This window comes from Corallococcus sp. CA047B, assembly GCF_003612065.1.
GTDB lineage: Bacteria > Myxococcota > Myxococcia > Myxococcales > Myxococcaceae > Corallococcus > Corallococcus praedator.
Genome location: NZ_RAWD01000006.1, coordinates 1 through 24,116, shown reverse-complemented (window position 1 = coordinate 24,116; position 24,116 = coordinate 1). Strand labels below are relative to the sequence as shown.

Below are 24,116 nucleotides of genomic sequence, written 5' to 3'. Positions count from 1 at the left end.
CTCGCTACATGCTGCCCGCTTCCTCGAGCAGCAGTTGGAGCATCCGTTCAAAGTCCCGCAGGGCCTGGTCCTCGGGGCTGGTGGGCGCGTAGGGGTCGCCGAAGTCGAACAGGTCGATGGACGTGCTGTCGCCTGGCAGGGCGTTGGGGTCGAACTCCGGGTCCAGGTGGAGCATGTCCGCGAAGTTGCCGAGGTTGGGATAGCCCATCAGTGGACCTCCTCCCGTTCCCCTTCGGGCAGGTACGCACGGAGGGTGGCCTCGACGAGTGCCTTCAATTCCTCCGGGGTCCACGCCAGGGTGGACGCACGGAAGAAGCGGCGCGTGACGGGGTCCTCCACCTTCTCCCAGTCATACAGTTGCTCCAGCCGGAGCTGGACCAACTGCTCGCGCGTCATCGTCATCGCCAACCGGCGCAGCTGCTCCCTGAGGAGCTGCTCGAAGCGGGGTTGGAGGGGGACCACCAGGAGCTCCATGCAGGAAATCTGGGAGGTGCTCCAGGGCCTTCAAGAGACGGCCCAAAGGAGGCTTCCCTGCCCGGCCCCGCGGGACGACAAGGCCCGCACCGGCCTGCGAGCGTGCCGAGCGTCCGCTGCCGTGCGTGGGCCGAGGGCCTACCCTCTGGTGTGCGCCTCGGGGTGGGAGCAAGCACCCCCAGGCGCTGCCTGCGAAGGCATTGGAAACCGGGGGTTCGCATGGAGCGCCTTCTCACCCGCGATGCGCGGATGGCACCGGCACGGGGTGTCTGGCATGGCAGTCGCGCTGTTCCCCGGTGGCTCCACGGCACGCTGCCAGGAGCCTGGGTCGCGCTCCTCTTCGCGTGTCTGTCCTTCACCCCTTCCCTGCTGCCGCGCACCGGACCCTTCCAGGGCTTCGTCAGCGGCATGAGCGCGGCCATCGGCTACGGGCTGGGGGTGATGGGCGCGTGGCTGTGGCGAGAGTTCGCCCACCGTCCCGCGAGGACGCCGCGTCCCCGGGCATGGCAGGGCTTCTTCGTGGCGGGCGGCGTGGCGCTGGTCGCCGCGCTGCTGCTGGGCTGGCAATGGCAGCGGCACATCCGGGAGCTCATGGGGATGCCCCACCCGGGCAGCGTGGGCTACCTGTTCGCGCCGGCCATCGCGGCGTTCGTGTTCTTCCTGCTGCTCTTCGTGGGACGCGGCCTGCGCGCGGTGTATCGCGGGCTGGATGCGCGGCTCGCGCGGCACATCGGGCCTCGCGCGGCCCGCGCGATGAGCGTGCTGGCGGTGGTGGCCCTCACCTTCCTGGTGGCCAGCGGCCTCTTGAAGGACGGCCTCATCTCCATGGCGGACCGCACGCTGGCGCTGCAGGACACGACGACCGAGCAGGGGGTGTTCCAGCCCGACACCGCGCTGCGCTCCGGTGGCCCCGGCTCGCGGGTGGAGTGGGAGTCATTGGGACGGGAGGGACGCAACTTCGTGGGACGCGGCCCCACCGTGGACGAACTCTCCCGGTTCAGCGGAACGGACGCGAAGGAGCCCATCCGCGTGTACGCGGGCTATGCGTCCGCTCCGGATGCGGAGGGCCGGGCCGAGCTGGCGGTCCAGGAGCTGGAGCGGACCGGCGCCTTCCAGCGCGCGCACCTGCTGGTCGTGACCACCACGGGCAGCGGCTGGGTGGTGCCTGAAGCCGTGAATGCCTTCGAGTACGTGACGGGCGGCGACTCCGCCATCGTCGCCACGCAGTACTCACACCTGTGGTCGTGGCTCTCCGTGCTGGTGGACCAGAAGAAGGCCCGCGAGGAGGGCCGCGCGCTCTTCGATGCGGTGTACGAGCGCTGGTCGCGGCTTCCCGAAGGTCAGCGCCCGAAGCTACAGGTGTTTGGCGAGAGCCTGGGCTCCTACGGCGGGGAGACCGCGTTCAGCGGCGAGCGGGACCTGGCCAACCGCACCGACGGGGTGCTGTTCGTGGGACCGCCCCACTTCAACACGCTGTATCGCGAGTTCACCGACCAGCGTGACCCCGGCAGCCCCGAGGTGGAGCCCCTCTACCGGAACGGTCGCACCGTCCGCTTCAGTCGCCGGCCGGGCGAAGCCATCCCTCCCGCGAACGCACCCTGGGGGCCCTCCCGCGTGCTGTATCTGATTCATCCCTCCGACCCCATCATCTGGTGGAGTCCCGGGCTCATGGTGAAGCGGCCGGACTGGCTGCGCGAGCCCCGAGGCCCCGACGTGCTGGGCGCGATGGTGTGGATTCCCTTCGTCACGTTCTGGCAGGTGACGGCCGACCTGCCCCTGGGGATGAAGGTGCCTCCCGGCTACGGCCACGTCTACACCGGCGAGCACGTGGATGGCTGGGTCGCGCTGTTGCAACCCAAGGGCTGGAGCGCCGACAAGTCAGCGCGCCTGCGTGAGCTGTTGAAGCCGGAGCCGTGAAGTGACGGGACTGGAAACACCTCGGCCCCGAAGGCGCGTGGGATTCGCGCTTCCGGGGCCGGGGTTCACTCATTCAGACGGGCCGCGAAGGGCGGTTCAGTACCAATCCCAGTAGTCGATGAAGATGATGATCGTGGTGCCGTTGGGGCAGTGGTAGATGATGATCAGCGAGTGGTGGTAGCGGGAGAGCTGATCAGGCCGCCCACCCATGAGGTTCGTCTGCCGGAACTGCGCGTCCACCGTGGTGCGCGCGAAGGGCAGCGGCTGCGGCACCTCCACGGAGGAGGTCTGCATCGTCGCGGGCAGGCGGGCCACGGCCTTGCCGGACGCGTCGATGACGTCCACCTCACCGCGGTACTCGCCCACCTGGATGTCCTCGGCGGCCGCACGCGCGCGCAGCTTGTAGTAGCCGGCGGGGATGCCCGCCTGCGGCGCGTCCAGGTAGGTGAAGCCGAAGTCCGCGCCTTCGGGCAGCGCGGAGGCGGGGACCTGCTCGAAGCCGGCGATGCTGCTGCCAGCGAACGTCATGCCGTCCTTCGACACGACGACGGTCTCTTCGGGGTTGATGTCCACGCCGGCCTCTTTGGCCGCTGCATGCAACTGGGCGCGGGGGTCCGTGCACTCCAGCGTGGGAGCCTTCGGGGCGTCGAGGCGCGGCAGGTACGCCGCCAGCCGCTCACCGGCGATGGCCGTGGTGGAGGTCAGGACCAGCGCCGCGACAAGGGAGAACGCCTGGACGAACTTTCGAGTCATGGGGCACCTTCTGGGAAATGACGAGGAGGGAAAGGCATTCCCGTGGGGGACACGGGAACGCCACTCGTCGTTTCGTGACCAGTGCATCCCAGATGCCAATCACAGCTCAGGGACGACGCTGCTTCCAGGGCCCGCGGGCTGTGACAGGAATGGCCACACACAGCGCCGGATTCGTAGCGCATCCCGCTACACGCGGAAGGCCCTGAATCCAGCCCGTGCCGGACATCAGGGCGTGCGCACTTCCTTCTGGAGGGTGAAGCTCTCCAGGCCGAACCCCTGGAGGCTGACTTCACGGAGCGTGCGGGACTTGAGCGCGACGCCCTCGGGCTGGACGGTGACGAGGTCCACCGCGACCGAGAAGGTGCGGTCGGGGAAGCGGACGGGGCGGGGGTTCGGGAAGTCCAGGCCCGGCGTGCAGGTCTCCCCGTTGGGGCCCTCGATGACACTGTGGCCGCTGCTCCACTTGCCGGGGAAGGCCACCAGCCGGGAGGCCTGCGCGATACCGCCCGGACCCGCGAGCTTCTCCTGGACGGGCACCACGCCGAAGCGCTCGAAGGCCAGCTTCCCGCCGTTGTAGCCCCTCACGGTGTAGGTGGACGCGCCATGGACCGAGGGGTCCACGTAGAGGGCGCCCAGGTCCTCTTCCTTCGAGCGCGCGACGACCACCCGCTCGAGCAATTCCGGGGCCCCGTCCGGCTGGGTCCCGGTGAAGGTCAGCACCATGCGGCTGTCCCAGTCCGGCTCCAGCGGGCTCAGCCAGGCATCCCACCCGGAGGCGTCCTTCAGGTCCAGCGTCACGCCGCTCTGCTTGCCATCCGTGCTCTTGACCACGAGCCCTTCCTCCGACGCGTACAGCTCCGAGGCGTCGAGCGGGCAGTGCTCGATGCCGGAGAACCACGCGCAGCCCTCGCCCTTCGCGTCGCTGGCGATGCCCGGCGTCGCGGCGAGCAGGAGTCCAACTCCCAGTCCGAGTCCGAGTGCGTTACGAACGATTGAACCGCGGTTCTTCCATCGCATGGCCATGCGCGCTGCTCCGAGGAGAGGGGGATGCTGCGCGGGAAAGCGATTGCATCCACCATGCCGCGCGACGCCTGGGATTGCGGCTGGGTGAAGACAAACCCGCTGTGTCCGCTGGGACCGTCATGCTTTGCTGTCAGTGTTTTCCTTTCATGGGAGGCAGTGATGGGAGCATTGGACGGGAAGATCGCGGTCGTCACGGGCGGCGGCACGGGCATCGGGCTGGCGATCGCGGAGCGCTTCGCGCGCGAGGGCGCGGAGGTGGTCATCGCCGGACGCCGCCAGCAACGCCTGGAGGATGCGGCGGCGCAGTTGGGGCATGGCGTCCGGGGCGTGGTGACGGACGTGGGGGACGACGCGCAGGTGAAGCGGCTCATCGACTCCGTGCCGCGCGTGGACCTGTTGGTGACGTGTGCCGGGGGCGCCGTGTTCGGGCCGGTGGAGGCCGTGCCTTCGAAGGCGTGGAGGGACCTGTTCAACGACCGGTTCTTCGGCCAGCTCTCCGCCTGTCACTACGCGGTGCCGAAGATGGCCGCGGGCAGCGCCATCATCCTCTGCTCCGGCATCGCCGGGCACGCCGCCCTGGTGAACTACTCCGGTGGCGCGGGCCTGTGCGGCGCGGTCAACGCCATGGGCCGCTCGCTTTCGGTCGAGCTCGCGCCCAAGGGCATCCGCGTCAACGTCCTGTCTCCGGGGCTGACCCGCGACACGGACATCGACTGGGGCGTTCCGCCCGAGCAGCTGGGCGCGTTCATGGACGCGCTCGTGAGCAACATCCCCCTCAAGCGTCCGGGCACCGTCCGGGACATGGCGGACGCGGCCTACTTCCTCGCGACGTGCTCCTACGCCACCGGGCAGGTCATCGACATCGACGGCGGTTGGACCGCGGTCTGAGCGCAGCCCCGGCTCTTGCGCCGTGATGAATCCGTGGCGCCATGACGCGCGTGTCCGGATCCAGGAGGGCGCGGCGGAGCGAACTCCCTCGTGTCCCCTGAGCGTGTGCTCCGTGGCATGGGGGTTGCCTTGGAGGCGCGCCACCACGAGGGGGAGAAGTGAAGATGCCGCGATTCGGTTGTCTGATGCTGTTGTGGTGGCTCCTCCCTGGCGCGTCCGCGAGCGCCGGGGAGCCCATGCCGTCTTCGTCCAGCGCCTGGTTCGAGAATCCCGCCCGCACGCGCGGGCTGCTCGGTTCGACCGCGCTTCCGCTGCATGAGGGAGAGGGCTTCATCGGGCAGCAGGCGCTCTTCGCCACCGTCGCGGAGGTGGGCCTGAGCGAGCGCGTATCCGTGAGCGTGGCCTCGGCCGTCCCCGTCGTCGCACTGGCCCGGACCTTCAGCGACGTGCCCTTCAGCCTCATGGGGGGCATCAAGGTGACGCGTCCGCTGACCGAGCGGCTGCATCTGGCGTTCGGCGTCCAGGGAGGCAGCTTCGACAGCGACCTCTACGAATTGCAGACGCTCAACGCCGTCGCGGTCTACGGCATCCTAACGTACGGAACGGGTGACGCCCATGTATCGCTCACGGTCCAGCCCTTCGTCGCCTGGGGAAGCTTCCACTCCGGGAGCGTGATGGTGCTGCCCATGCTGGGAGGCTTCGTCCGGCTGGGGGAGCACTGGGGCCTCGCGGGAGAGGTCGCGCTCTCCCCGGTCGATGGCGTCAGCGGCGCGTTCGGCTTCGCGACGGCGGGCGCGCGGTTCATGGGACGGAACTGGTCGCTGGACCTGGGAGTCCTCTCCGAGCAGCAATGGAAGGACGCGGACCGGCCCTCCGTGCTGCCCGGAGGCTCATTCCTGTTTCACTGGCGCTGAGCCGAAGGCCCAGACGAAGCAGACGTGCCTCCTGCTCCGCCCGGAGTTGCTTCAAAGTCATCGCCAGGAGGACTACCGGGCCCTCGCGGACACTTCCTGTGCGGGTGAGACGGGTTCAATGAAGACCTGTGTCACAATCTGAGTGGTGTTGCCCGCCGCGTCGGTGGCCGTCACCATCAGCGGGACAAAACCCCGGTTGACCAGATCCACCGTGTGGATGACCTGACCCGAGCCACTCTCCACCGTGCTCGTCTGGAGCCACTGGGTCGTCACCCGCGTGGGCGTGACGTCCTCGACGGATGACGTCACGGTCACCACCGGGCTCGCAAGCGAAGCATCCGGCAGCGGCGAAAGGATGACGAGCACGGGCGGCGTGAGATCCACCGTCACCGTCATCTGCTTGCGGCTTGTGGCCCCTCGCGTGTCCGTGGCAGTCAGCTCGACAACGTGGGTGCCTTCCGCCAGCGGCAGCCAGGTGATGACGAAGCCTCCGCTCAAGTCCGGCGTCACCGGGACGGGCACCCCTCCATCTACCCGGAAGGAGGCGGAGATGACGGGCACGGCGTTGGGCTGGGGCGTCGTCCAGCCACACGCCTTCAGCGTCGTCTCCTGCGTGTAGCGCGGCAGGTTGCACATCGTCACGCTCGGTGGGTCCGTGAACTGGCTGTCCGTCACCTGGATGGTGGTGGTGCAGCTGGCCTGATTCCCTCCGACGTCCGTGGCCGTGTAGGTCACCGTCGTGGTGCCCACCGGGTACGTCCCCGCGGCCGGGCCCGCCACCAGGGGCGACGCACAGGCGTCGCTCGCGGTGGCCACGCCCGGCGTCACCGTGGCGCCGTCCGGGCCCGTGCGCTCGATGCGGATGGGTGCCGGACATGTGATGTTGGGCGGCTGCGTGTCACGCACCGTCACCGGCACGGTGCAACTTACCCCATTGCCGGCGCTGTCGGTGGCGGTGCAGGTGGCGTTGGTGGTCCCCAGAGGGAAGATGCCGCCAGACGCCGGGGTGCAGGTGGTCGTCACCGTACCGCAGGTGTCCGTAGCTATCGTCGCGAGGCTGACCATCGCACCGCCCGCGATGCACTCCTGCTCCGGCACGGGTGCGCACGTAAGCTGCGGTGGCGTTTCATCCCGGACCGTCACCGTGCCTTCACACGAGGACGTTAGGCCCGTGCTGTCCGTGCACGTCAGTGTCGCCTTGTGCGAGCCCAGCGGGTACTGCGGGGCCGGAGATTGCACGCACTCCACGGTGTCGCCCGTGTCCGGGTCGAAGGAGCCGTCATTCACCGACGCCCACCCGCCGCACGTCCCATTAGCAGCCACCGTCAGGTTGCGGCAGCGGGCCACCGGCGGCCGGTTGACGCAGAAGGAACCGGGACAGCTCGGACCATCCGCCACATCGTCCCAGACGAGCTGTTCGACGGCGCTGGCCGGCTCGCTCATCCCTTCCGTGTAGGCAAAAACCTGGATGCTGTTGTCACACGCCTGCAACGGCACAATGAAGGCGAAGGTCGGGTCGAAGCCACAGTTGGTGCAGAGCGTAACTTCCGGGCCGCCGTTGAGGCGGTACCAGATCCTATCCACTACCGCAGGCCGGCTCTGCACCTGTCCGGAGACCTGCTTGGAATCCGAAGTGGCACAGCCCTCCAGCGAAGTCAGGCTCACCGCTAAAGGGGGCACCAGCTTGATGCGCTGTCCGCAGCCCAGCGTCACGCCAATGGGTGCAAAGCTGGCGGTGTTCACCGTGCCCGAATCACTCACCATGGAAGCACTGGGCTTGAGGGTGAAGGTGCCCTGGGGGAGCGACAGGGAGATCTGCCCGCTGGTCTCCGCATACGATGCGGGGTTCGGGATGTTCCAGACTGCGGGCGTGCCATGGAAGGAGCCGCCCACCACGTACGACGCCGACTGACTGCGCCAGTCCTTGCCGTTGAAACTCCCTGACACATCGGCCCTGGGATTGAAGAATCGCCCCAGGGTGGCGGAGTACGCCACCTGCACTTCGTTGAAGCAGTATTCGTGGTCGAGGCGGAAGCGCTGCTCGGGACTCAGGACGGTGCTGTAGGAACTGGTCGCCGACGGTCGGAGCGCGAGCAAGCCATAGCGGAAGCGCGCCGGGTCGTACATGCCCGGTCGGGTGGTGAAGGCGTTGTTGATCAGCGGTTCGGACCAGTAGTTCAAGACGAGCCCGTTCTGGGACCAGGTGGTCGGTAGATCGTAGGGGCTCGGCAACACCTGCTCATAGGGGGTGGTTGAAGTCAGTTCGCCAAGGCTCGGATCGAAGGTGCCGGGAAAGGCGGTGTCGCTGAAGCCACCGGAGGCGACCGCCGAGAGGTAGGTCCCCTTTGCTGAGATGTTGACGTTGTTGGGCACTCCATCGCCGTTGGTGTCCTGATCCGCCTCGAAAAAGAGCGCCTGCAGGGAACTCCAGGCCCCCGGGTGCTGGCGCATGTAGGGATCCACCAGTTGGACGGAGCCATAGAAATACGCGGGGTGCATGTCATAGGCGTGACGCGTCACCCCACCCACCTGCCGCGTCAGTAAGGACGTCTGTCCCTCCGTGACGGACAGGGTGCCCGGGAGGTTGGGAGCGTTGTACACCGTGAAGTCCCGGCCCGTGCCCAGGTACGTCGCGGCGTCCACCGTATAGGGCCCCACGGGCAGGTTGGGCACCGTCCACCAGGTGGCCGGACTGCTCACAGGAGACCAGGGCCCGGGCAGGGACAGGCTTCGACTGTCAGGTCCGGAGAAGGAAATAAGCTTGGCGTAGAGAACACGTGCATCGTGGATCTCGAATGCCCCGGTCACATGGCCGACCGCAGGAGGAACCGGGGTCGCCACGGGGATGCACGTTCGGACGACTTCATCGCAGCCGGCCGCGACCTGCACGGGGACCTCGGTCAACACCGGCCCCGTAGGCGTGTTGACGCGGTAGGTGAGTGTGGCGCTCTGGGCAACGGGGGTGATGTAGCTTCTGTACAGGCTCGTGGAAGGAACATGGAGGGAGAGCCCAGAGACCGAGACCCCGGCGACCACCGCAGGGGTCTGGCAGGTCGCATCCGTTCCGAGCTGGTACTCGACCACGCCGATGCAGCTCTGGAGGGTAACCTCCGTGGGCGTGGGCTGTGCCGTCACGGGCCGGACTGTCACCCCGGGCAGGCCGGGAAAACTGTAGCCTCCACGGGTGGCATTGACGGTGTAGACAACGCCCAGATCGCCCCGGGCCCCTGCCTCGACCAGCATCTCGAAGCGATACTCCGAGGGACTCACGGACACGAGGGAGGTGGTGCTCGCGGCGAAGCCCGTGGGCGAGCTGCTCGTCGCCGAAACAATGCCGGAGCCATTGCGCCAAGCGTCTGTCGCCAGCATCGCCAGTACGTCCGGGTTCGTATTGGTGAGGCGCACCGTGCCCTTCAGTATGTTCGGCTCCAGCTCCACCGCGCCGCCGTCGAGGGCGGCTTCCGCCTGGGCGAGGAAGTCGCGATCCCCCGGTTCCGAACCCCTGTCGGCATCACAGGCGAGGGGCCCCACAAGGCATAGGAGTGCCGCAGAAAATCTTCCGAGTTTCAAAATCACCGATCACCTGGATTTCACCCAATAAAGCTCACTAAAATTTCACGGTGTATACGTGGATTTCTCGATAAATGTCAAACACACAAAGGGCGGAGAGGAATTGGGTCCAGCAACACCCTGGGTCGTGCTCGGTATTGGAAGCGTGCCGACCGCTAAAAGCGACCATGTATTTCATGAATTGGCAGCAAATCAAATAGACACTGGAGCGGATTTAATCCGGCTTAACTCCACCGCGCCCCGGTGTTCCCAGACAATGTCCCTGCTTCGAATCGAAGCGCAGCACCCGAGGGGGATGTCACATGGGAAGCACCATCCAACCGAACTCCGGCGCCAACGCGTCGCGCACCACCTTCAAGCCCGTGGCGGCCACCGTGCCGCCGCCGGCCGCCAACGCGACAACATCCGCCGCGCCCAGGCTGGCCGCCGCCACGGACTCCTTCGAGTCCCAGCCGAGCCGCAAGCAGGCCGTGAACCTGACCGGTGGGCCGCCCGTCGTCACCGTCATGCCCGCGGTGGACCTGGCCCCCAAGCCCGCCACGTACACCGTGCAGGAAGGCGACACCGGCTACGCCATCGCGCACAAGCTGGGCGTGAGCCTGGAGGCCCTGCGCAATGCCAACCCGCAGGCGGGAGGGCTGGGGGGCGGTACGGGAGGGTTCCTGAGCATCGGGGACACGCTCACCATCCCGTCGGGCACCACCCCTTCGCAGGCCGCGCCGGTCGCGGCCACGCCCGCCACGGTCGTCGCCACGCCGGTGACGCCGCAGCCCGCGACGGAAGCGACGGCGGCACCGGCCGTCGTCGCCCCCGACGATGCCGCGCCCCCGGCGCAATACACCGTCGTCGCCGGGGACAATGCCTCGATCATCGCCGCGAAGCTGGGGGTGAGCGTCCAGGCGTTGCTCTCCGAGAACGGGAGCGCGGAGGGGCTTGTCGCGGGCTCGGGGAAGTTCCTCCAGGTGGGACAGCGGCTCGACATCCCCGAGCCGCCTCCGCCTCCGCTCGCCCAGGCCCCCACCGGTTCACCGGACCTCAACGCCGCACCGGCCATGACGACCGCCGGCGAAGCGAACCAGGAGAGCTTCGGCCCGGACTCGGCGGACCCGACGCGCTACGACGGAAGGTGCTTGAGCTTCGTGGCGGATACCGCCGTCCAGGCAGGGCTGGGAGACCCCATCCTGTCCCAGCCGAACGCCGCGACGGCCCTCTACGAGGCTCAGCGGCAGGGCCGCCTGTACACGGACATGTCGAACATGCCGGAGGGCGCGATCGTCTTCTGGCAGGCCACGGGGAAGAACGGCGACCAGGGCCACGTCGCCATCTACCTGGGCAAGGATGAGAATGGCGCGGACCTCATGCTGACCAGCACCGGCTTCGGAGAGAGCACCGGCAGCGGGGTGCAGGTGATGACGCTCGACCAGCTCACGGGGCTGGAGTCGGTGGAGCCCGCAGGCTGGATGATGCCTCGCTAGGAATCCGTGGCGGCATGACGTGGCTGTCAGGAACCCGTTGAACGCGGTGGGGCGAAATCCCCACCGCATCCTGAGACAGCCTTCCCTGGCATGGGGGTTGCGTATGGGGCGCGCCACCACGAGGGGGAAACAATGACACCACGTTGCATCTGTCTGTTCATGTTGTGGCTGGCCCTCCCCGGCGCTTCCGCCAGCGCCCAGGAGCCGGGCGAGGCGCCACTTCCATCCTCATCCAGCGGCTGGTTCGAGAATCCCTCCCGCACGCGCGGCCTCACCGGATCCACGGCGCTTCCGCTTCACGCGGGAGAGGGTTTCATCGGACAGCAGGCGCTCTTCGCCACCGTCGCGGAGGTGGGCCTGAGCGAGCGCGTGTCCGTGCACCTTGCCTCGGCCATCCCCTTCCAGGTGATGTTCCGTGACACCTCCTTCAGCCTCCTCGGTGGCATCAAGCTGACCACGCCCCTGACCGAGAAGCTGCATCTGGCCTTCGGTGTCCAGGGAGGCTCCTACGACAGCGACTTCCCGGGCTCGTGGGGGCTCTACAACGCCGTCGCCGCCTACGGCACCCTCACCTACGGGACGGGCGACGCGAACCTCTCCCTCACGGTCCAGCCCATCTACGCCTGGGCCACTGACGAAGATGGGGGCCTGATGGTGCTGCCCATGCTGGGGGGCTTCCTGCGCATGGGCGAGCACTGGGGCCTCGCGGGCGAAGCCGCCATCTCACCGGCGCGAGGAATCGCCGATGCCTTCGCCTTCGCGACGGCGGGCGCACGGCTCATGGGTCCACGGTGGTCCGTGGACCTGGGGGTCCTCGCCGGAATGCAATTGCAGGGACAGGACGTGCCCGCCTTCGTTCCCAGCGCTTCCTTCCTGTATCACTGGCGCTGAAGCCAGCCCCTCACGGCTTTGGCGCGGGCGTCGTCTTCGGCGCGGGCGTCGCCGGGGTGGTGGTCTGGGCCGCCTTCGCCTTGGTGTACGCGGCCACGCGGTTGGTGACTTCGCCCATCAGGTCGTTGGGGATGGGGACGGAGAGGTTGTACTGGGCGATGCGCCACCCGGCGGGCTCCTTCACCAACACACCGCTGCCACGCGCCGGGCCCAGGTTGGGCGTGTCCAGCGCTTCGTCGAACCACGCCGTCTGGCCGTCCTTCGACAGGAAGACGTTGCGCGACACCGACTTGAAGCTCCAGGCCTTGCCCTTGGAGAAGAACGGCTTGGACCACACGCGGAACTGGTCCACCGTCCAGCGCTCCGTCCCGTCCGTGCCCATGAAGACCGCGTCCGGCGTGAAGAGCGCGAAGTAGCGCGCTTCGTTCGCCGCAGCCGCCGCGCGGTGCCAGTCGTCCAGCACCGTGGCCACCGCCACCTTCGGGTCGGCGGGGGCAGGAGGCACGGGCGCGGCGGGGTTGGCGGCGAGCGTCAGCAACAACAAGGAGACGGAAGGCACCGGGTTCACCTCGACGGGATGGGTGTTCGCGGTATGAAGCGGCACGACGTGCCCTGGGTCAAGGCACGCGGACAAGGTGGTGGTGGCGTGGTGCTCGAAAGTTTTCAGGTCGGCACGGGCGACGTGCCCACGGTGCTGCTGCATGGCTTCCTTGGCAGCGGTCGCAACCTGCGCTCGCTCGCGGTCGCGTGGACGCAGGCCGACCCACGCCGCCGCATCCTGCTGCCCGACCTCACCGGCCACGGCCAGTCCCCCGCCCTGCCCGCGGACGCGGACCTGTCCACGCTCGCCCGCGACGTCGTGGACACGCTGGACGCCCAGGGCTTCACCGGCGCCATCGACTGGGTGGGCCACTCGCTGGGCGGCCGCGTGTCACTCTCCGCGAGCCTCCACGCCTCCGACCGCGTGGGCAGCGTCAGCCTGCTGGACATCGCCCCCGGCCCAGTGCCCCTGGACCTGTCGGAGAGCGGCTTCGTCCTGGACATCCTCATGCAGGCCCCGCCCCGCGCCGACAACCGCCGGGCCCTGCGCGCGGACCTCACAGGACGCGGCCTGTCCGAAGGCCTGTCCGACTGGCTGCTCATGAACCTGGTGCCCGACGGCGACGGCGTGCGCTGGAGATTCGACCGCGACGCCCTCTTCCGCCTGCACAAGCGCGTCAACGTCGAGGACCTCTGGCCCGCCGTGGAGCGCCCCGTCCACCCGCCCCTGCGCTGCATCCGGGGCGGGCGCAGCCGGTACGTGCCGGACGCCGCCGTCGCGCGCCTGGAGGCCGCCGACTGCCCCGTGACCTTCCTCCCGGACGCGGGCCACTTCGTCCACGTGGACAGTGCCCAGGCCGTGCTGGCCTGGCTGATGGCCTGATGGATTCCCAGACCGTCCTGCTCGTGTTCATCGCCGTCGGGCTGGACGGTGTCGCCGGACTCGCGGGCGGCGTGCTGTCCGAGCGCTGGTTGCAGCGCCGGCTGCCCGCACTGGTGGCCTTCGCCGCCGGCACCCTGCTGTGCGCCGTCTTCCTGGAGGTGCTGCCGGAGGCCGTGGCCACGCTCGGGGATTCCGCCTTCACGTGGGCCTTTGGCAGCTTCGTCGCCCTGGCCCTCCTGGAGTGGGCGCTGGGCCATCACCACCACCACGCGGAGGCCGCCGCGGGACACGTGCATGGCCATGCGCATGGGCACACCCATGCGCACGGCGCGCCCACGCTGCCGGCGGCGCTGCTCGCGTCGGATGCGCTGCACAACATCGGAGATGGCGCGGCCGTGGCGGCTGCCTTCCTCGTGTCCCCCAACGCGGGCTTCGCCACCGCGTTCGCCGTCATCATCCACGAGCTGCCTCAGGAGGTGGGTGACTACGCGCTCTTGCGCGCCGCGGGCTGGTCCCGGGCGAAATCGCTCGTCGCGCTGGGCGCGGTGCAGCTCACCGCCGCGGTGGGCGCCGGGGCCGTGCTGGTGGGCACCCGGTACCTGCCCTCGCTCCAGGGCACCGTGCTGGCCATCGCCGGAGGCTCGTTCCTCTACATCGGCGCGGTGGACCTCCTGCCGGAGCTGCGCCGGGGCCCGGACTCGCGCCAGCGCGTGGTGGGCTTCCTGTGTGGGCTGCTCCTCATTGGCGGCCTCCACTTCCTGGAGCGATTCCTCGGCGGCCACCACTGAGCGAGGATGCGGCCCATGCAAGCAAAGTCCGTGATTGTCACCGGTGCCTCCTCCGGCATCGGAGAGGCGCTGGCGGTGGCCCTGGCGGCCCGGGGTGCGAACGTGACGCTGGCCGCGCGCGACGGCGCGGCGCTGGAGCGGGTGAAGGCCCGCTGCGAGGCCGCCGGAGGCAAGGCCCTGGCGGTGCCCACCGACGTGGGGGACCCGGAGGCGTGCCGCGTGCTCGTGGAGCGTGCGGTCGCCGAGTTCGGCGGCGTGGACGTGCTCGTCAACAACGCGGGCATCACCATGCACGCGCGGTTCGAGGACGTGAAGGACCTGGGCCTCTTCGAGCGGCTGATGCGCATCAACTACCTGGGCGCGGTGTACTGCACCTTCCATGCGCTGCCGCACCTCAAGGCGCGCAAGGGATTGCTCGTCGCCATCTCCTCGCTCACGGGCAAGACGGGCGTGCCCACGCGCACCGGCTATGCCGCGAGCAAGCACGCCATGCAGGGCTTCTTCGATTCGCTGCGCATCGAGCTGATGGGCACCGGCACCGACGTGCTCGTGGTGTCGCCGGGCTTCGTGGCCACGGGCATCCGCGCGAACGCACTGGGCGCCGAAGGCCGGCCCCTGGGGCAGAGCCCTCGCGACGAGGAGGGCGCCACCATGGACGTGGACACCTGCGTGGGCCTCATCCTGCGCGCCATGGAGCGCCGCCAGCGCGAGGTCGTGATGACGCTCACCGGCCGCGTGGGGATGGTGCTCAAGCTCGTGGCCCCGGGGCTGCTGGACACGCTGGCCGCGCGCGCCATCCGGGGCAAGAAGGCCTGAGCGGGCCTGGGGCTACTTCTCCATCCTCGACACCATGCCCCACAGGCCATCGAAGGTGGCGTTGCCCACCTGGTGCAGGCCGAAGCCCCAGAGGAAGGCGGACATCCACGCGCCGGAGCCGCCCCACGTGGGGGAGAAGACGTCCAGCAACTGGAGCCCCAGCAGCACCGCGATGATGGACATCATCCCCAGCACCGCGAGCTCCACCTTCCACAGGTCGCCCGAGCGCGGCAGGGGGATCCAGTCCAGGTTCACCAGCGCCTCGGTGCCCGTCTTCGTGGTTCCCGGCGGAGGCAGGGGCGTGATGTTGCCGCCCGCGGGCGCGCCGGGCAGCGGCGGTGGGGCCTCCGCGGGCTTCTGGGAGAAGGGGTCCAGCGTCACGTCCGGGAACGCCTCCAGCGCCGTCTGCCGGGTGCCGATGGACGCGGCCTTCTGTCGCAGCGTCGCGTGGCGCTCGAAGGCCTCGCGGGCCGCGCGGTAGTCGGGCGTGGCCAGGTTCGTCTCCCCCTGGTTCAGGTGCGCTCGCGCCGACTTCAGTCGAGCATCCACGTCCGCCTCCCAGTCGAACTGGGCGCTCAGGTCCCCGCCTCCTTGCAGCCGGGCCGCGGCCAGGGCCTCCTCCAGGTTGTCCACCAGCGCGCGCAGGTACAGCGATTGCGCGGACTGGTAGTACAGGAAGGCTTCGTCCACGCTGGCCGACTTGCGGGCGCGCGCCCTTGCGAGCTGCTCCGCCACGCGCGTGCGCAGCTCCGTCCACTCCTCCGGCGTGAAGCCGCCCGGCAGTTCCCTGCCGGAGAGGGAGCCCTCCAGGTCCGACAGGAGGATTTCGAGGAACGCCTCGCGCGCGGTGTCCACCAGCCGGCGCGACGTCTCCAGGTCGGTGCCCGGAAGCTGCTGCCGCGCCTTCAACACATACATGGGCAGCTCACCCTGGAGCCGGCGGCTCACCGCGTCGTCTCCGCGCTGGGAGACCAGTGTCTGGGATTGCTGCTCCAGTTCCTCCAGCCGTGACTCCAGCACCGCGCGGGCCACGCCTTCCAGGTCGAGCGTGCGCAGGTATTGCGCCTGCTCCGTGAAGTCCGCGGACGTGGCCTGGTCGTTCTGGAGCAGCGTCTCCACCGACTTGAGCTTCTTCTCCGCGTCCAGCAGGGCCATGCCCTTGAGCCCCTCCAACTGGCGCAGGAGGACGGACCAGAGCGAGAACAACTGGAGGCGCGCCTCGAAGAGCGCCAGCACCGAGTCCTGCACCACGAGCCCGCTCAGCGGCCGCTGGATGTTCTCCAGCAGCGCGTCCACCTGCCGCCGCAGCGCCGAGGCCACCGCCGCCTCGCGCTCCAGCGGACGGGCGGGCACCAGCTCCTGCAGCTTCTGGCGCGCCGCCTCCGCCCGGCTGCGCAGCGTCACGCGCGGGCGCACGCGCTGCACGTAGAAGCGCACCGCCGCGGACGTCACCACGCCCAGGAAGATGAGGAACGCGCCCCACAGGGCGGGCGTCTTCACCCAGACGGTGAAGGTCTGCTCCACCGGCGCGCCCTGGGGCACGAGCAGCCGCACCGTGCCGGTGTACTCGCCGGACTCCGGCAGGCCCTCCACGTCCAGGCTCAGGAGGCCCGTGCCGTTCGCGGGCACCTGGAACACGCCCCCCGGGCCCATGCCTCCGTCCGCGCTGGCGTCGTCGCCCGACGCGGCCTGTCCGCGAAAGGACCAGTGCGCGTCCTGCGCCTGCACCGGCGCGGCGCCGTTGCCCGCCCCGCCCTCCTTGCGGTCCAGTTGCACCACCGCCGCGGGCCCCACCTCGCCGCCCACGCCCGCCGTCTCCTTGAAGGTCAGCCGCACCGTGGCCTTCCCAGAGAACGGCCCCAGCGTCCAGCCGCGCGCGGGCGCCACCGGGTAGAACTGCACCGTCGGGGCCACCGCTACGCGCTGGATGAGGAGCGGGGCCACCTCCCGCACGCCGTCGCCCAGCAGCACCACGCGGCCCCGGTACTCACCGGGCGCGGGCAGGTCCGCCGACAGCGCCACCGTCACCGGCTGCCGCACGGAGATGGGCGCCTCCGTCGCGCCGTCCGTCGCCGTCCCCACTCGCACCGTGACGGGCACCTGCGTGCCATCCGTGGACAACAGCGGATCCACCAGCACCGTCACCCGCGTGCCCGCCGGTTCCCCGCCCGGAGGCGCTTCGCCCCCGGCTTCCGGAAGCCCGGTCAGCAGGTCCACCCGCAGCACCGTCTCCACGTGGGCGGTGGACGTGCGCAGCCGCACCTCGTTGTTGGCGTTCAGCCCCGCGACGCTGAAGCGCGGCGCCGTGAACGCGAGCGTTGGAAGCAGGCAGAGCACCGCCCACGTCAGGCCCACGCTGGCGCGCGGGAAGACGGTCACGGTCGTGCGACTTCGAGCGGGAAGGCCCATGCGACCGACGATAGCAGTCCCCTCCCCCGGCCCCGCACGTCCGTGCACGCGCGCCGTTCAGTCCCAACCCAGGCGGCGCAACACGCCCGGCGGCAGGCTGGCACGGATGGTCTCCAGGGGGATGCCCTCGTCGTCCTCGGCGGATTCGTGGCCGGGGCGCGGGTCGCCGCTGTGGTGCAGCGCGACCAGCTCCAGGTCCTGCGTGAAGCACGGCGAACCGGACGAACCCGGATGCGTGTTGGTGCAGTACGTGATGCGCGTGTGTGAACGGTTGAGCGCCTGGAACGTGTCCAGCGCCACCTGCATCGGCCGGCCCTTGGGGTGCTGCACGACGAGCGCCAGCGCGCCGGTGGTGAAGGGCGCGGGCGACGGGGGCAACGGGATGAAGCCGCGCGGACGGTCCCCCAGCCGGTCCTCGCCGGGGGCGTCCTGGATCTGCAGGAAGGCGTAGTCCAGTTCGTCGTGCGTGGCTTCGCGCGGGCGCGGATGCATCAGGTCCGCCGGGCTGTGCGGACTCTGCGCCAGGCACGCCGTCACCGCGTACACGCGGCCGGGGTGCACCGCGATGCGGTCGGGCAGCACCTTCAGGTCGAAGCGCACGCGCAGCGCCTCCACCAGCCGGTGCTCGATGACGTGCGAGTTGGTGAGCACCACGTCCGGCGCCACCAGGAAGCCCGTGCCCAGCGCGCGCCCCCCGTCCAGCTCCACCCGGCACACCCGCCGCGACAGGAGGGTCAGCCGGTCCCTCCAGGCCTCCGGCGTCATCGGCTGCTTCGCCGCCTGGACGATGCGCGCCAACGCGCTGCCGGAGATGCTGCGCTGCACGGAGGAGAAATACGACTGGAGGAAGCGCCGGATGCGCGGATGGCCCGGCGCCGCCGCCTGCGCGCCGCGCACGAGCACGTCCGTCCACCCTTCCGTCTCCGCGGTGTGCACGAGCGCCCGGGCCCGGGCCGCGCCCTCCCGCTCCATGGAAGGCACGAAGTCCCGACCGCACTTCACCGTGACCATCCGGTGGAGCTCCTCCACCGAGGAGAATGCGCCCAACAGGGCGTGGGTGAGTTCCTCCCGCTCGGAGCCTTCAAGCTCCATCCGTGTCCTCTCGCGGCCGCCTGGCTCACTCCTGCCGTGTGCCTTGCAGTGTACGCATGCGGGCCACGATTGCACTGAGACCGGAGCGCTCGCCGGGCGGGCCCCCACGCCGCCTCCACCTTCCGCCCACCACCGGGCGGACAGGGGCCGCTCGCGCTCCGTGAGTGGGGAATGACCCTGAACCTGGGGACCCGGGTCCCCCTCCCACGGACTCCAGGGAGGGGTGCCTGCGCCCCGCTCCGGTTCAGCGCACCGCCCAGGTGGTGGGCGGCAGCAACGAGGTGATGCCTGGCTGACCGGGCACGTCCAGCCGCGAGGCGCCCGCCTGGAGCGTCCCGGCGAGCGTGGGCAGCACGCGGAAGGACACCTGCACCGGCGCCGCGCCCTCGGTCCTCGGGGCGATGCGCAGCGACAGCAGCCCGTCCTGCACCTCCCACGACGCGACCCGGGACGACGCCACCAGCGCATCCAGGCTCGCGGCGTCCACCTGCACACCCGCGGGCAGCTCCTGCTGGAACAGCAGCGGCAGGGACGCGGGCGCGCCCACCACCACCCGCACGTCCGCGAGCTGGCCCACGCGCGCCTCCTTCGGCGCGTCCACCGTCAGCTCCAGGCCGCCCTTCGCCTCGTTCTTCCAGGGCACCGCCGCGGCCAGCGCCAGCGAGAAGCCCAGCCCCGGCACCGCGGGCTCCGCGCGCACCGTCCACGCGTGCGTCCCCGCCGAGCCCGGCGCCGCGGCCTCCAATGACAGCACCTCGCGCAGCGCCTTCGCGTCGTAGGTGCCCTCCGTGACCGTCTTCCCGTCGCGCTCCAGCGTCACGCGCACCTGGGACGGCAGCGGGTCCTTGAAGAGCGCCAGCGCCGCGCGCAGGCCCACGCGGTTCGCCTGCCCATCCCCCCAGCCCTGGCCGGGCGAGTAGCGCGCCAGCAGGAAGGCGCCCAGGTCCGCCAGCGGCGCCTTCGCATCGCCCTGCAGGGCGAGCACCGCCATCGCCGTGGCCTCCGCGACGGAGGGCTCCTGGCCGTCCGCGCGCACCGTGCCCGGCTCCACCGACAGCGACGCGGTGCCGTCCGCGCCCGGCTTCACCGCTTCGCGCACGCGGGTGCGCAGCGCGTCCGCCACGCTGCCCGTCACCGCGCCCTCCGCCAGCAACACCGCCGCCGTGTAGCCGTCCTTCACCTGCGGCAGGTAGCGCTCGAAGACGCCCGCGGAGCGCGCGGTGAAGGCCGCGGCGCGCTGCTTGCCCGCGTCGGTGCCCACCGAAGCGCGCACCGTGCGCGCGCAGTCCGCCGTCGCCACCAGCAGGCGCTGGAGCTGCCAGCCCTCACCGCCCTGGCAGGTGCCGTCCGGCCGCTGCGCCTTCGCCACCTGGTCCACGAGCCGCTCGCCCAGCCGCGCGAGCACCGGGTTGTCCGGGTGGGCCAGCGCCCCTTCCGCGAGCCGCGTCGCCACGTCCACCGACGGCGCTCTCGCGGCCCGGAGCACCCGCTGCCCCGCCACCTGCGCCAGGGTCTTCAGCGCGGCCGCGTCCGGCGTCTCGCCCAGCGCCTGGAGCAGCGTGGGCGCCTGCCCCGCGAGCAGCAGCGTGTACGCATCCGCGGCCACGTCCCCGGGCCTGCGCTCCACCGCCGCCAGCTCCGAGCGGACCACGCCCAGCGCGCCCGGGTACACCTGCAACCGCACCCGTTCGCTGCCGGCCTGCGCGTCCGCCGGCCCCGTCAGGGACAGCGTGCGCGGCGCAGCCAGCGAGCCGCCCCGCGTCTGGACCACGGGCTGACCGGTGGCCCACACGTCGAAGTCGCGCACCACCGCGTCGGCCTCACCCAGCGTGGCCCGCACCGTCACCGGCCCCGCGCCCTGAGCGCGCACCGTCACCAGCTCCACCGCGCTGCCCCGCGCGGGCACCTTCACCGTGCGCGAGCCGGCCTCCACCTGCGCGCCGCGCACGTCCACCTTCAGCGCGGCCACCACCTCCTTGTCGGTGGTGTTCACCACCTGCACCGGCAGGCGCACCGTGTCGCCCGAGCGCAGGAAGGGCGGCAGCACCGGATCCACGTACGTGGGCAGCGTGCCCGCGAAGGACGTCACCGCCCCCGCCTGCGCGCCGGAGCGCGAGTGCGCGAGCGCCAGCACCCGCCACTGCGTCAGCCGGTCCGGCACGCGCACGGGCACCGTCGCCTGGCCGCTTCCGTCCGTCACCACCAGGGGCTCGAAGAGGAACGTCTCCGGGAACCACGCGCGGGTGGGCACTGGCGCCCCGTCCGCGCCCGGCTCGGAGGGTTCGGCCTGCTCCTGCTCCGCGAACGCGTCATCGGAGTCCCGCTCCGCCATCACGGGCGCCGCGGCCGGCGGGGGCATCGCCATGCCACCGCCACCCGGCCCCGTCCCTCGCGCGCCCAGACCTCCCTCGTCGAAGGACGCCGAGCCGAAGGACTTCATGCTCTTCTTGTTCAGGCCCTGCGCGACCGCCACCTCCATGGAGGGCGCCTCCTCCGCGCTCCCGGAGAGCGCGGCGGCGGACGACCCGAAGAGCCTCCTCACGCTGTCGCCCACGGCCGCCAGGGCCACCATGGCCCCCACGCCCAGCACGAAGCCCAGGACCCCACCCTTCATCCCGCGCGAAATCATGGCGACTCCCGGGCGACCCACGCGCCCCAGTTCACGACGTCTTCCGGCAACCGCGTGCCACTCACCACCACCGCGCGAGGATCCGTCAGCGACAACAGGTCCTCGGGCAGGCGCGACAGCCGCAGCCTGCGTCCGAACGCGTCCGTCACCTTCTGCCCGCGCTGCTCGCAAGCGGCGAGCGACTCCTTCCACAGCCGGGCGAGCCCTTCTGGATCCAACGTCTCCCCCTTGGGCGCCGTCTCCTCCCACTTGCGCGTGCGCGTGTGCAGCTCCGTCAGCACCGCGTAGAAGGGCTCCGTCAGCTCCGCGTCCGGCGAGAAGGGGCTGGTCGCGTTCGCCGTCACGCGCGCCTCCAGCTCCTCCGGCTTCGGCACCTCCGTCACGCGCAGCAGCGCCGCCGCCGCCGCGTTCGCGCCCCGGATGCGGCCCATCGCCAGCGCCTGTCCATCCAGCACCCCGAAGGCCGGCAACGACACCGTGGGCGCGGGCCGCAGGCCCTCCAGCGCGTCCGCGCCCGGCAGCGGCGCGAGCTGTGACAGCGTCTCATCCACGCCGAACAGGCCCACCGCCGCCGCGCCGTCCTTTCCGTCCACCACCGTGTGCACCTGCAGGTGGGCCAGCTCACCGGGCGCGTACGCGGGCTTGTCCGGCGACACCTCCACCGCCAGTTGCGCGCGCGGCGCCACGTACACGCGCGCCTGCGCGGCCACGCCCTCCACGTGGGCCCAGCCCTCGAAGTCCGCGGGCAGCGTGAAGCGCGCCGAGCGCGTGGGCGCGTCCACCACCTCCTTCAGCCGGGCCTTCCCCGCCACCAGCTCCAGCGTCCGGGGCAGCTCACCCTCGAAGCCCGGGCCGCGCAGCAGCTCCACCTTCACGGCTTCGCCCGCCTTCGCCAGCACCGGCGTCGCGCGCAGGCGCAGGGGCGGCAGCCTCGCGGGACGCAGCACCAGCTTCGTGTCGCCCACGTCCTGGCCGTCCCACTTCGCCTTCACCTTCAGCTCGTAGCCCAGGAACGTGGTGGCCCGGGCCTGGTAGGTGCGACCCTCGCTCCACGCGGGCTGCACGGAGAAGCGCACCACGCCCATGGCGCCCCCGACCGGCGAGCCGTCCGCCTCATCCGACGCCGCCAACGGCAGGCGCAGCCGGGAGAAGCGCTCCTTCAGGCACGGCAGCACCGACGCGGGAACCGCGCTGCCGGACGAAGGCAGCGGCAGCCACGACAGCGCCACGTCCCGCTTCCCGGGCACCTGCCGCCACGTCAGCACCGCGGGCAGCGTGGACACCCCGGGCAGCTCCGAAGGCAGACACGCGCGCGCATCCAGCGCGGGGCGGGCCAGGGCCGCCTCCAACTCCTGCGTGTTCCCGGTGGCCGTCTGGACCTGGGGTTGCAGCATGGGCAGGCCGGGGTCCGTGACGCGGAAGCGCAGCGCGAGCATCCGCTCCGCGCCGGACGGCAGGCCCCGGGCCCGCAGCACGGAGGCCATGCACGCGCCCGCCCCTTCGTCCGCGCCCGCCACGTCCAGCACCTGTCCCGACGCGCCCACCCGCGCCGCGAGCGACACCATGTCGCCCCCGGTGGCCGCGCTGACGAAGCGGGCGCAGGGATGGAAGGCGGGCAGCAGGCGCTCCAGCGCGAGCTGATCCTGAAGCGACGGCTGCTGTCCTCCCCGGTCATTCAGCAGGTCCTGGGAGGAGGCCAGCGACACCGGCGGCGGACGCGGGATGGGCCGGACCGGCAGGGGCGGCACCACCACGTTCACCGCGGGGCCGGGGTCCAGTTGGAAGGCGGCCACGCCGTCCTCGTCCGCCACCGCGCTCACACCGGGGTCCTTGGGGTCCCACGCGCGCGTCACCGTCACCTCCGCGCCCGGCAGCACCCGGCCCGCGGCGGTGGTGGCGCGCAGGTAGACGCGGTTGTTGAAGCCCGCGACCAGCCCGTCCTCCAGCTCCGTCACCGACGACACGGCGAGCGCGTCCTCGGACAGCAGGAGCGACACCGCGCCCCGCACCGGCTCACCGGTGGCATCGCGCGCCTCCACGCGCGCGCTCAGCGTGGACTGTCCGCGCAGGTCCGCGGGCACGCGCGGCAGCGTCACCTTGAAGCGGCCCGCGGCGTCCGTGCGCGCCTTCTTCGGCAGCTCGCCCTTGAGCCACTCCGTGGGGGGCGGCCACGCGCCGGCATGGCTCCACTCCAGCGCCACGTCCGTGTCCGCCACCGGCGCCCCGGACGCGTACGCCACCTCGCCCGTCACCTCCGGCGTTTCGTTGGCGCGCCAGAAGGGCCTCGGGCTGCGGGCCTCCAGTCGCAGGCGCGGCAGGGTGAAGGGCTCCACCGTGAAGTGGACCTCGCCGGACGCGCCGCCGCTGGTCCACGCCACCGTCCAGTCGCCCGTGGGCGCGCCCCGGTCCAGCGGCAGCTCCCCGGCCACCACGCCCCAGGGCCCCGCGGGCGCGCGCTCCTCCAGCACCACCTCCCCGGTGGGGTCCTTCACCATCCAAGTCCCCGGCCGCCCGTCGAGCGGCGACAGGTCCTTCGCCCGGAGCGCCACCGCGCGGAACCTCACCCGGTGCCCGGGCTCATAGAGGGGGCGGTCGGTCAGCACGCGCACCCGCGCGGGCGCGTACAGCGGCAGGGGCGCGTCCACCGTGTCGGTGCCCAGCGGCGTGGTGATGCGCGCGCGCAGCCGGTAGTCCCCGTCCGGCACCTGGGGCAGCGTCACCGGCGCGTTCAGCGGACCATTGCCGTCGCGCTTCCAGGAGGACTTCTCATCCACCGGCAGGGGCGTCTCCTTGCCGGCCGCGTCCACCAGGAACAGCGCCGCCGTGCCCCGGCCCACGCGCGCCCAGAGGTCGACGCCGTGTTCGTCCACCGCGTGCGCGTCGGCCCAGACGGACACCCGGCTGGAAGCGCCTCGCGCCAGCCCCTGGGCGGACAGCCCCGCCGTCTGACGGAACACGCCGTCCGGACAGCGGCGGACCTCCACGCCCTGGAAGGCCCAGGCGGACAGGCACATCCCGGACGTCATGTAGAGCAGCCCTCCCCCCACGACCAAC

The 24,116-nt window shown here is 71.0% G+C and carries 18 protein-coding genes; 8 read left to right on the top strand and 10 right to left on the bottom strand.

Features of this window, described 5'->3' with window-relative positions; all coding sequences use genetic code 11:
• Positions 1–4: 4 nt before the first annotated feature.
• Together D7X74_RS02215 and D7X74_RS02210 are read right to left on the bottom strand one after the other, a co-directional pair.
• A complete protein-coding gene (locus tag D7X74_RS02215) occupies positions 5–208 on the bottom strand; it encodes a hypothetical protein (protein ID WP_120531237.1) in 204 nt (67 codons plus the stop codon).
• Entirely contained in the window at positions 208–474 is a 267-nt protein-coding gene (locus D7X74_RS02210; RefSeq protein WP_120531236.1) for a hypothetical protein, read from the bottom strand. Before D7X74_RS02210 ends, D7X74_RS02215 begins: the two co-directional genes overlap by 1 nt.
• A gap of 219 nt (positions 475–693) precedes the next feature.
• On the opposite strand from D7X74_RS02210, the gene D7X74_RS02205 reads away from it, so the two are divergent.
• Positions 694–2,391, top strand: coding sequence for an alpha/beta-hydrolase family protein (locus D7X74_RS02205; RefSeq protein WP_120531235.1), 1,698 nt, complete (start codon positions 694–696; stop codon positions 2,389–2,391).
• A 96-nt stretch (positions 2,392–2,487) separates the two neighbouring features.
• On the opposite strand, the gene D7X74_RS02200 is transcribed toward D7X74_RS02205, so the two are convergent.
• Both D7X74_RS02200 and D7X74_RS02195 read right to left on the bottom strand, forming a co-directional pair.
• Positions 2,488–3,144 carry a hypothetical protein gene (locus D7X74_RS02200; RefSeq protein ID WP_120531234.1) on the bottom strand — a complete coding sequence of 219 codons (657 nt, stop codon included), beginning with the start codon at positions 3,142–3,144 and terminating at the stop codon, positions 2,488–2,490.
• Between the two features lie 225 nt (positions 3,145–3,369).
• Positions 3,370–4,167 carry a hypothetical protein gene (locus D7X74_RS02195; RefSeq protein ID WP_120531233.1) on the bottom strand — a complete coding sequence of 266 codons (798 nt, stop codon included), beginning with the start codon at positions 4,165–4,167 and terminating at the stop codon, positions 3,370–3,372.
• 159 nt (positions 4,168–4,326) lie between these two features.
• Here D7X74_RS02195 and D7X74_RS02190 point away from each other — a divergent pair, with 159 nt between their 5' ends.
• Positions 4,327–5,055 (top strand): SDR family NAD(P)-dependent oxidoreductase, encoded by a 729-nt coding sequence (locus D7X74_RS02190; RefSeq protein WP_120531232.1) that lies wholly within the window; start codon positions 4,327–4,329, stop codon positions 5,053–5,055.
• Positions 5,056–5,219: 164 nt separating this feature from the next.
• Positions 5,220–5,969 carry a hypothetical protein gene (locus D7X74_RS02185; protein ID WP_120531287.1) on the top strand — a complete coding sequence of 250 codons (750 nt, stop codon included), beginning with the start codon at positions 5,220–5,222 and terminating at the stop codon, positions 5,967–5,969.
• A gap of 72 nt (positions 5,970–6,041) precedes the next feature.
• On the opposite strand, the gene D7X74_RS02180 is transcribed toward D7X74_RS02185, so the two are convergent.
• Complete coding sequence (locus D7X74_RS02180) at positions 6,042–9,374, bottom strand: HYR domain-containing protein (protein WP_147446440.1); 3,333 nt, start codon at positions 9,372–9,374, stop codon at positions 6,042–6,044.
• A gap of 467 nt (positions 9,375–9,841) precedes the next feature.
• Between D7X74_RS02180 and D7X74_RS02175 the strand changes: the two genes are divergently transcribed.
• Positions 9,842–11,014 (top strand): LysM peptidoglycan-binding domain-containing protein, encoded by a 1,173-nt coding sequence (locus D7X74_RS02175; RefSeq protein ID WP_120531230.1) that lies wholly within the window; start codon positions 9,842–9,844, stop codon positions 11,012–11,014.
• Between the two features lie 132 nt (positions 11,015–11,146).
• Complete coding sequence (locus D7X74_RS02170; protein ID WP_120531229.1) at positions 11,147–11,905, top strand: hypothetical protein; 759 nt, start codon at positions 11,147–11,149, stop codon at positions 11,903–11,905.
• Positions 11,906–11,915: 10 nt separating this feature from the next.
• On the opposite strand, the gene D7X74_RS02165 is transcribed toward D7X74_RS02170, so the two are convergent.
• Positions 11,916–12,464, bottom strand: a complete 549-nt coding sequence (locus D7X74_RS02165; protein WP_199732743.1) for a nuclear transport factor 2 family protein — start codon at positions 12,462–12,464, stop codon at positions 11,916–11,918.
• A gap of 87 nt (positions 12,465–12,551) precedes the next feature.
• Here D7X74_RS02165 and D7X74_RS02160 point away from each other — a divergent pair, with 87 nt between their 5' ends.
• Genes D7X74_RS02160 through D7X74_RS02150 form a run of 3 tightly spaced genes read left to right on the top strand, consistent with a single transcriptional unit; the run spans position 12,552 to position 14,932 of the window.
• The gene (locus D7X74_RS02160; RefSeq protein ID WP_120531286.1) at positions 12,552–13,328 is read left to right on the top strand and encodes an alpha/beta fold hydrolase; all 777 of its coding nucleotides are present in this window, start codon (positions 12,552–12,554) and stop codon (positions 13,326–13,328) included.
• Positions 13,328–14,116, top strand: a complete 789-nt coding sequence (locus D7X74_RS02155) for a ZIP family metal transporter (RefSeq protein WP_120531227.1) — start codon at positions 13,328–13,330, stop codon at positions 14,114–14,116. Before D7X74_RS02160 ends, D7X74_RS02155 begins: the two co-directional genes overlap by 1 nt.
• 6 nt (positions 14,117–14,122) lie before the next feature.
• Positions 14,123–14,932 carry an SDR family oxidoreductase gene (locus D7X74_RS02150; protein WP_120531226.1) on the top strand — a complete coding sequence of 270 codons (810 nt, stop codon included), beginning with the start codon at positions 14,123–14,125 and terminating at the stop codon, positions 14,930–14,932.
• Positions 14,933–14,944: 12 nt separating this feature from the next.
• On the opposite strand, the gene D7X74_RS02145 is transcribed toward D7X74_RS02150, so the two are convergent.
• The 4 genes from D7X74_RS02145 to D7X74_RS02130 all read right to left on the bottom strand — a co-directional run bounded on the left by D7X74_RS02145 (position 14,945) and on the right by D7X74_RS02130 (position 24,115).
• Positions 14,945–17,311, bottom strand: coding sequence for a hypothetical protein (locus tag D7X74_RS02145; protein WP_120531225.1), 2,367 nt, complete (start codon positions 17,309–17,311; stop codon positions 14,945–14,947).
• 87 nt (positions 17,312–17,398) lie between these two features.
• On the bottom strand, positions 17,399–18,433 hold the full coding sequence (locus tag D7X74_RS02140) for a trypsin-like peptidase domain-containing protein (RefSeq protein ID WP_120531224.1): 1,035 nt from the start codon (positions 18,431–18,433) through the stop codon (positions 17,399–17,401).
• A gap of 244 nt (positions 18,434–18,677) precedes the next feature.
• The gene (locus D7X74_RS02135) at positions 18,678–21,047 is read right to left on the bottom strand and encodes an alpha-2-macroglobulin family protein (protein ID WP_199741745.1); all 2,370 of its coding nucleotides are present in this window, start codon (positions 21,045–21,047) and stop codon (positions 18,678–18,680) included.
• A gap of 11 nt (positions 21,048–21,058) precedes the next feature.
• The gene (locus D7X74_RS02130; protein WP_233601931.1) at positions 21,059–24,115 is read right to left on the bottom strand and encodes an MG2 domain-containing protein; all 3,057 of its coding nucleotides are present in this window, start codon (positions 24,113–24,115) and stop codon (positions 21,059–21,061) included.
• Position 24,116: the final 1 nt, after the last annotated feature.

What these genes read in the sequence shown, in the direction of transcription:
- D7X74_RS02215 (WP_120531237.1), bottom strand. Translation starts at nt 208, where the DNA reads ATGGGCTATCCCAACCTCGGCAACTTCGCGGACATGCTCCACCTGGAC.
- D7X74_RS02210 (WP_120531236.1), bottom strand. Translation starts at nt 474, where the DNA reads ATGGAGCTCCTGGTGGTCCCCCTCCAACCCCGCTTCGAGCAGCTCCTC.
- D7X74_RS02205 (WP_120531235.1), top strand. Translation starts at nt 694, where the DNA reads ATGGAGCGCCTTCTCACCCGCGATGCGCGGATGGCACCGGCACGGGGT.
- D7X74_RS02200 (WP_120531234.1), bottom strand. Translation starts at nt 3,144, where the DNA reads ATGACTCGAAAGTTCGTCCAGGCGTTCTCCCTTGTCGCGGCGCTGGTC.
- D7X74_RS02195 (WP_120531233.1), bottom strand. Translation starts at nt 4,167, where the DNA reads ATGGCCATGCGATGGAAGAACCGCGGTTCAATCGTTCGTAACGCACTC.
- D7X74_RS02190 (WP_120531232.1), top strand. Translation starts at nt 4,327, where the DNA reads ATGGGAGCATTGGACGGGAAGATCGCGGTCGTCACGGGCGGCGGCACG.
- D7X74_RS02185 (WP_120531287.1), top strand. Translation starts at nt 5,220, where the DNA reads ATGCCGCGATTCGGTTGTCTGATGCTGTTGTGGTGGCTCCTCCCTGGC.
- D7X74_RS02175 (WP_120531230.1), top strand. Translation starts at nt 9,842, where the DNA reads ATGGGAAGCACCATCCAACCGAACTCCGGCGCCAACGCGTCGCGCACC.
- D7X74_RS02170 (WP_120531229.1), top strand. Translation starts at nt 11,147, where the DNA reads ATGACACCACGTTGCATCTGTCTGTTCATGTTGTGGCTGGCCCTCCCC.
- D7X74_RS02155 (WP_120531227.1), top strand. Translation starts at nt 13,328, where the DNA reads ATGGATTCCCAGACCGTCCTGCTCGTGTTCATCGCCGTCGGGCTGGAC.
- D7X74_RS02150 (WP_120531226.1), top strand. Translation starts at nt 14,123, where the DNA reads ATGCGGCCCATGCAAGCAAAGTCCGTGATTGTCACCGGTGCCTCCTCC.
- D7X74_RS02140 (WP_120531224.1), bottom strand. Translation starts at nt 18,433, where the DNA reads ATGGAGCTTGAAGGCTCCGAGCGGGAGGAACTCACCCACGCCCTGTTG.
- D7X74_RS02135 (WP_199741745.1), bottom strand. Translation starts at nt 21,047, where the DNA reads ATGAAGGGTGGGGTCCTGGGCTTCGTGCTGGGCGTGGGGGCCATGGTG.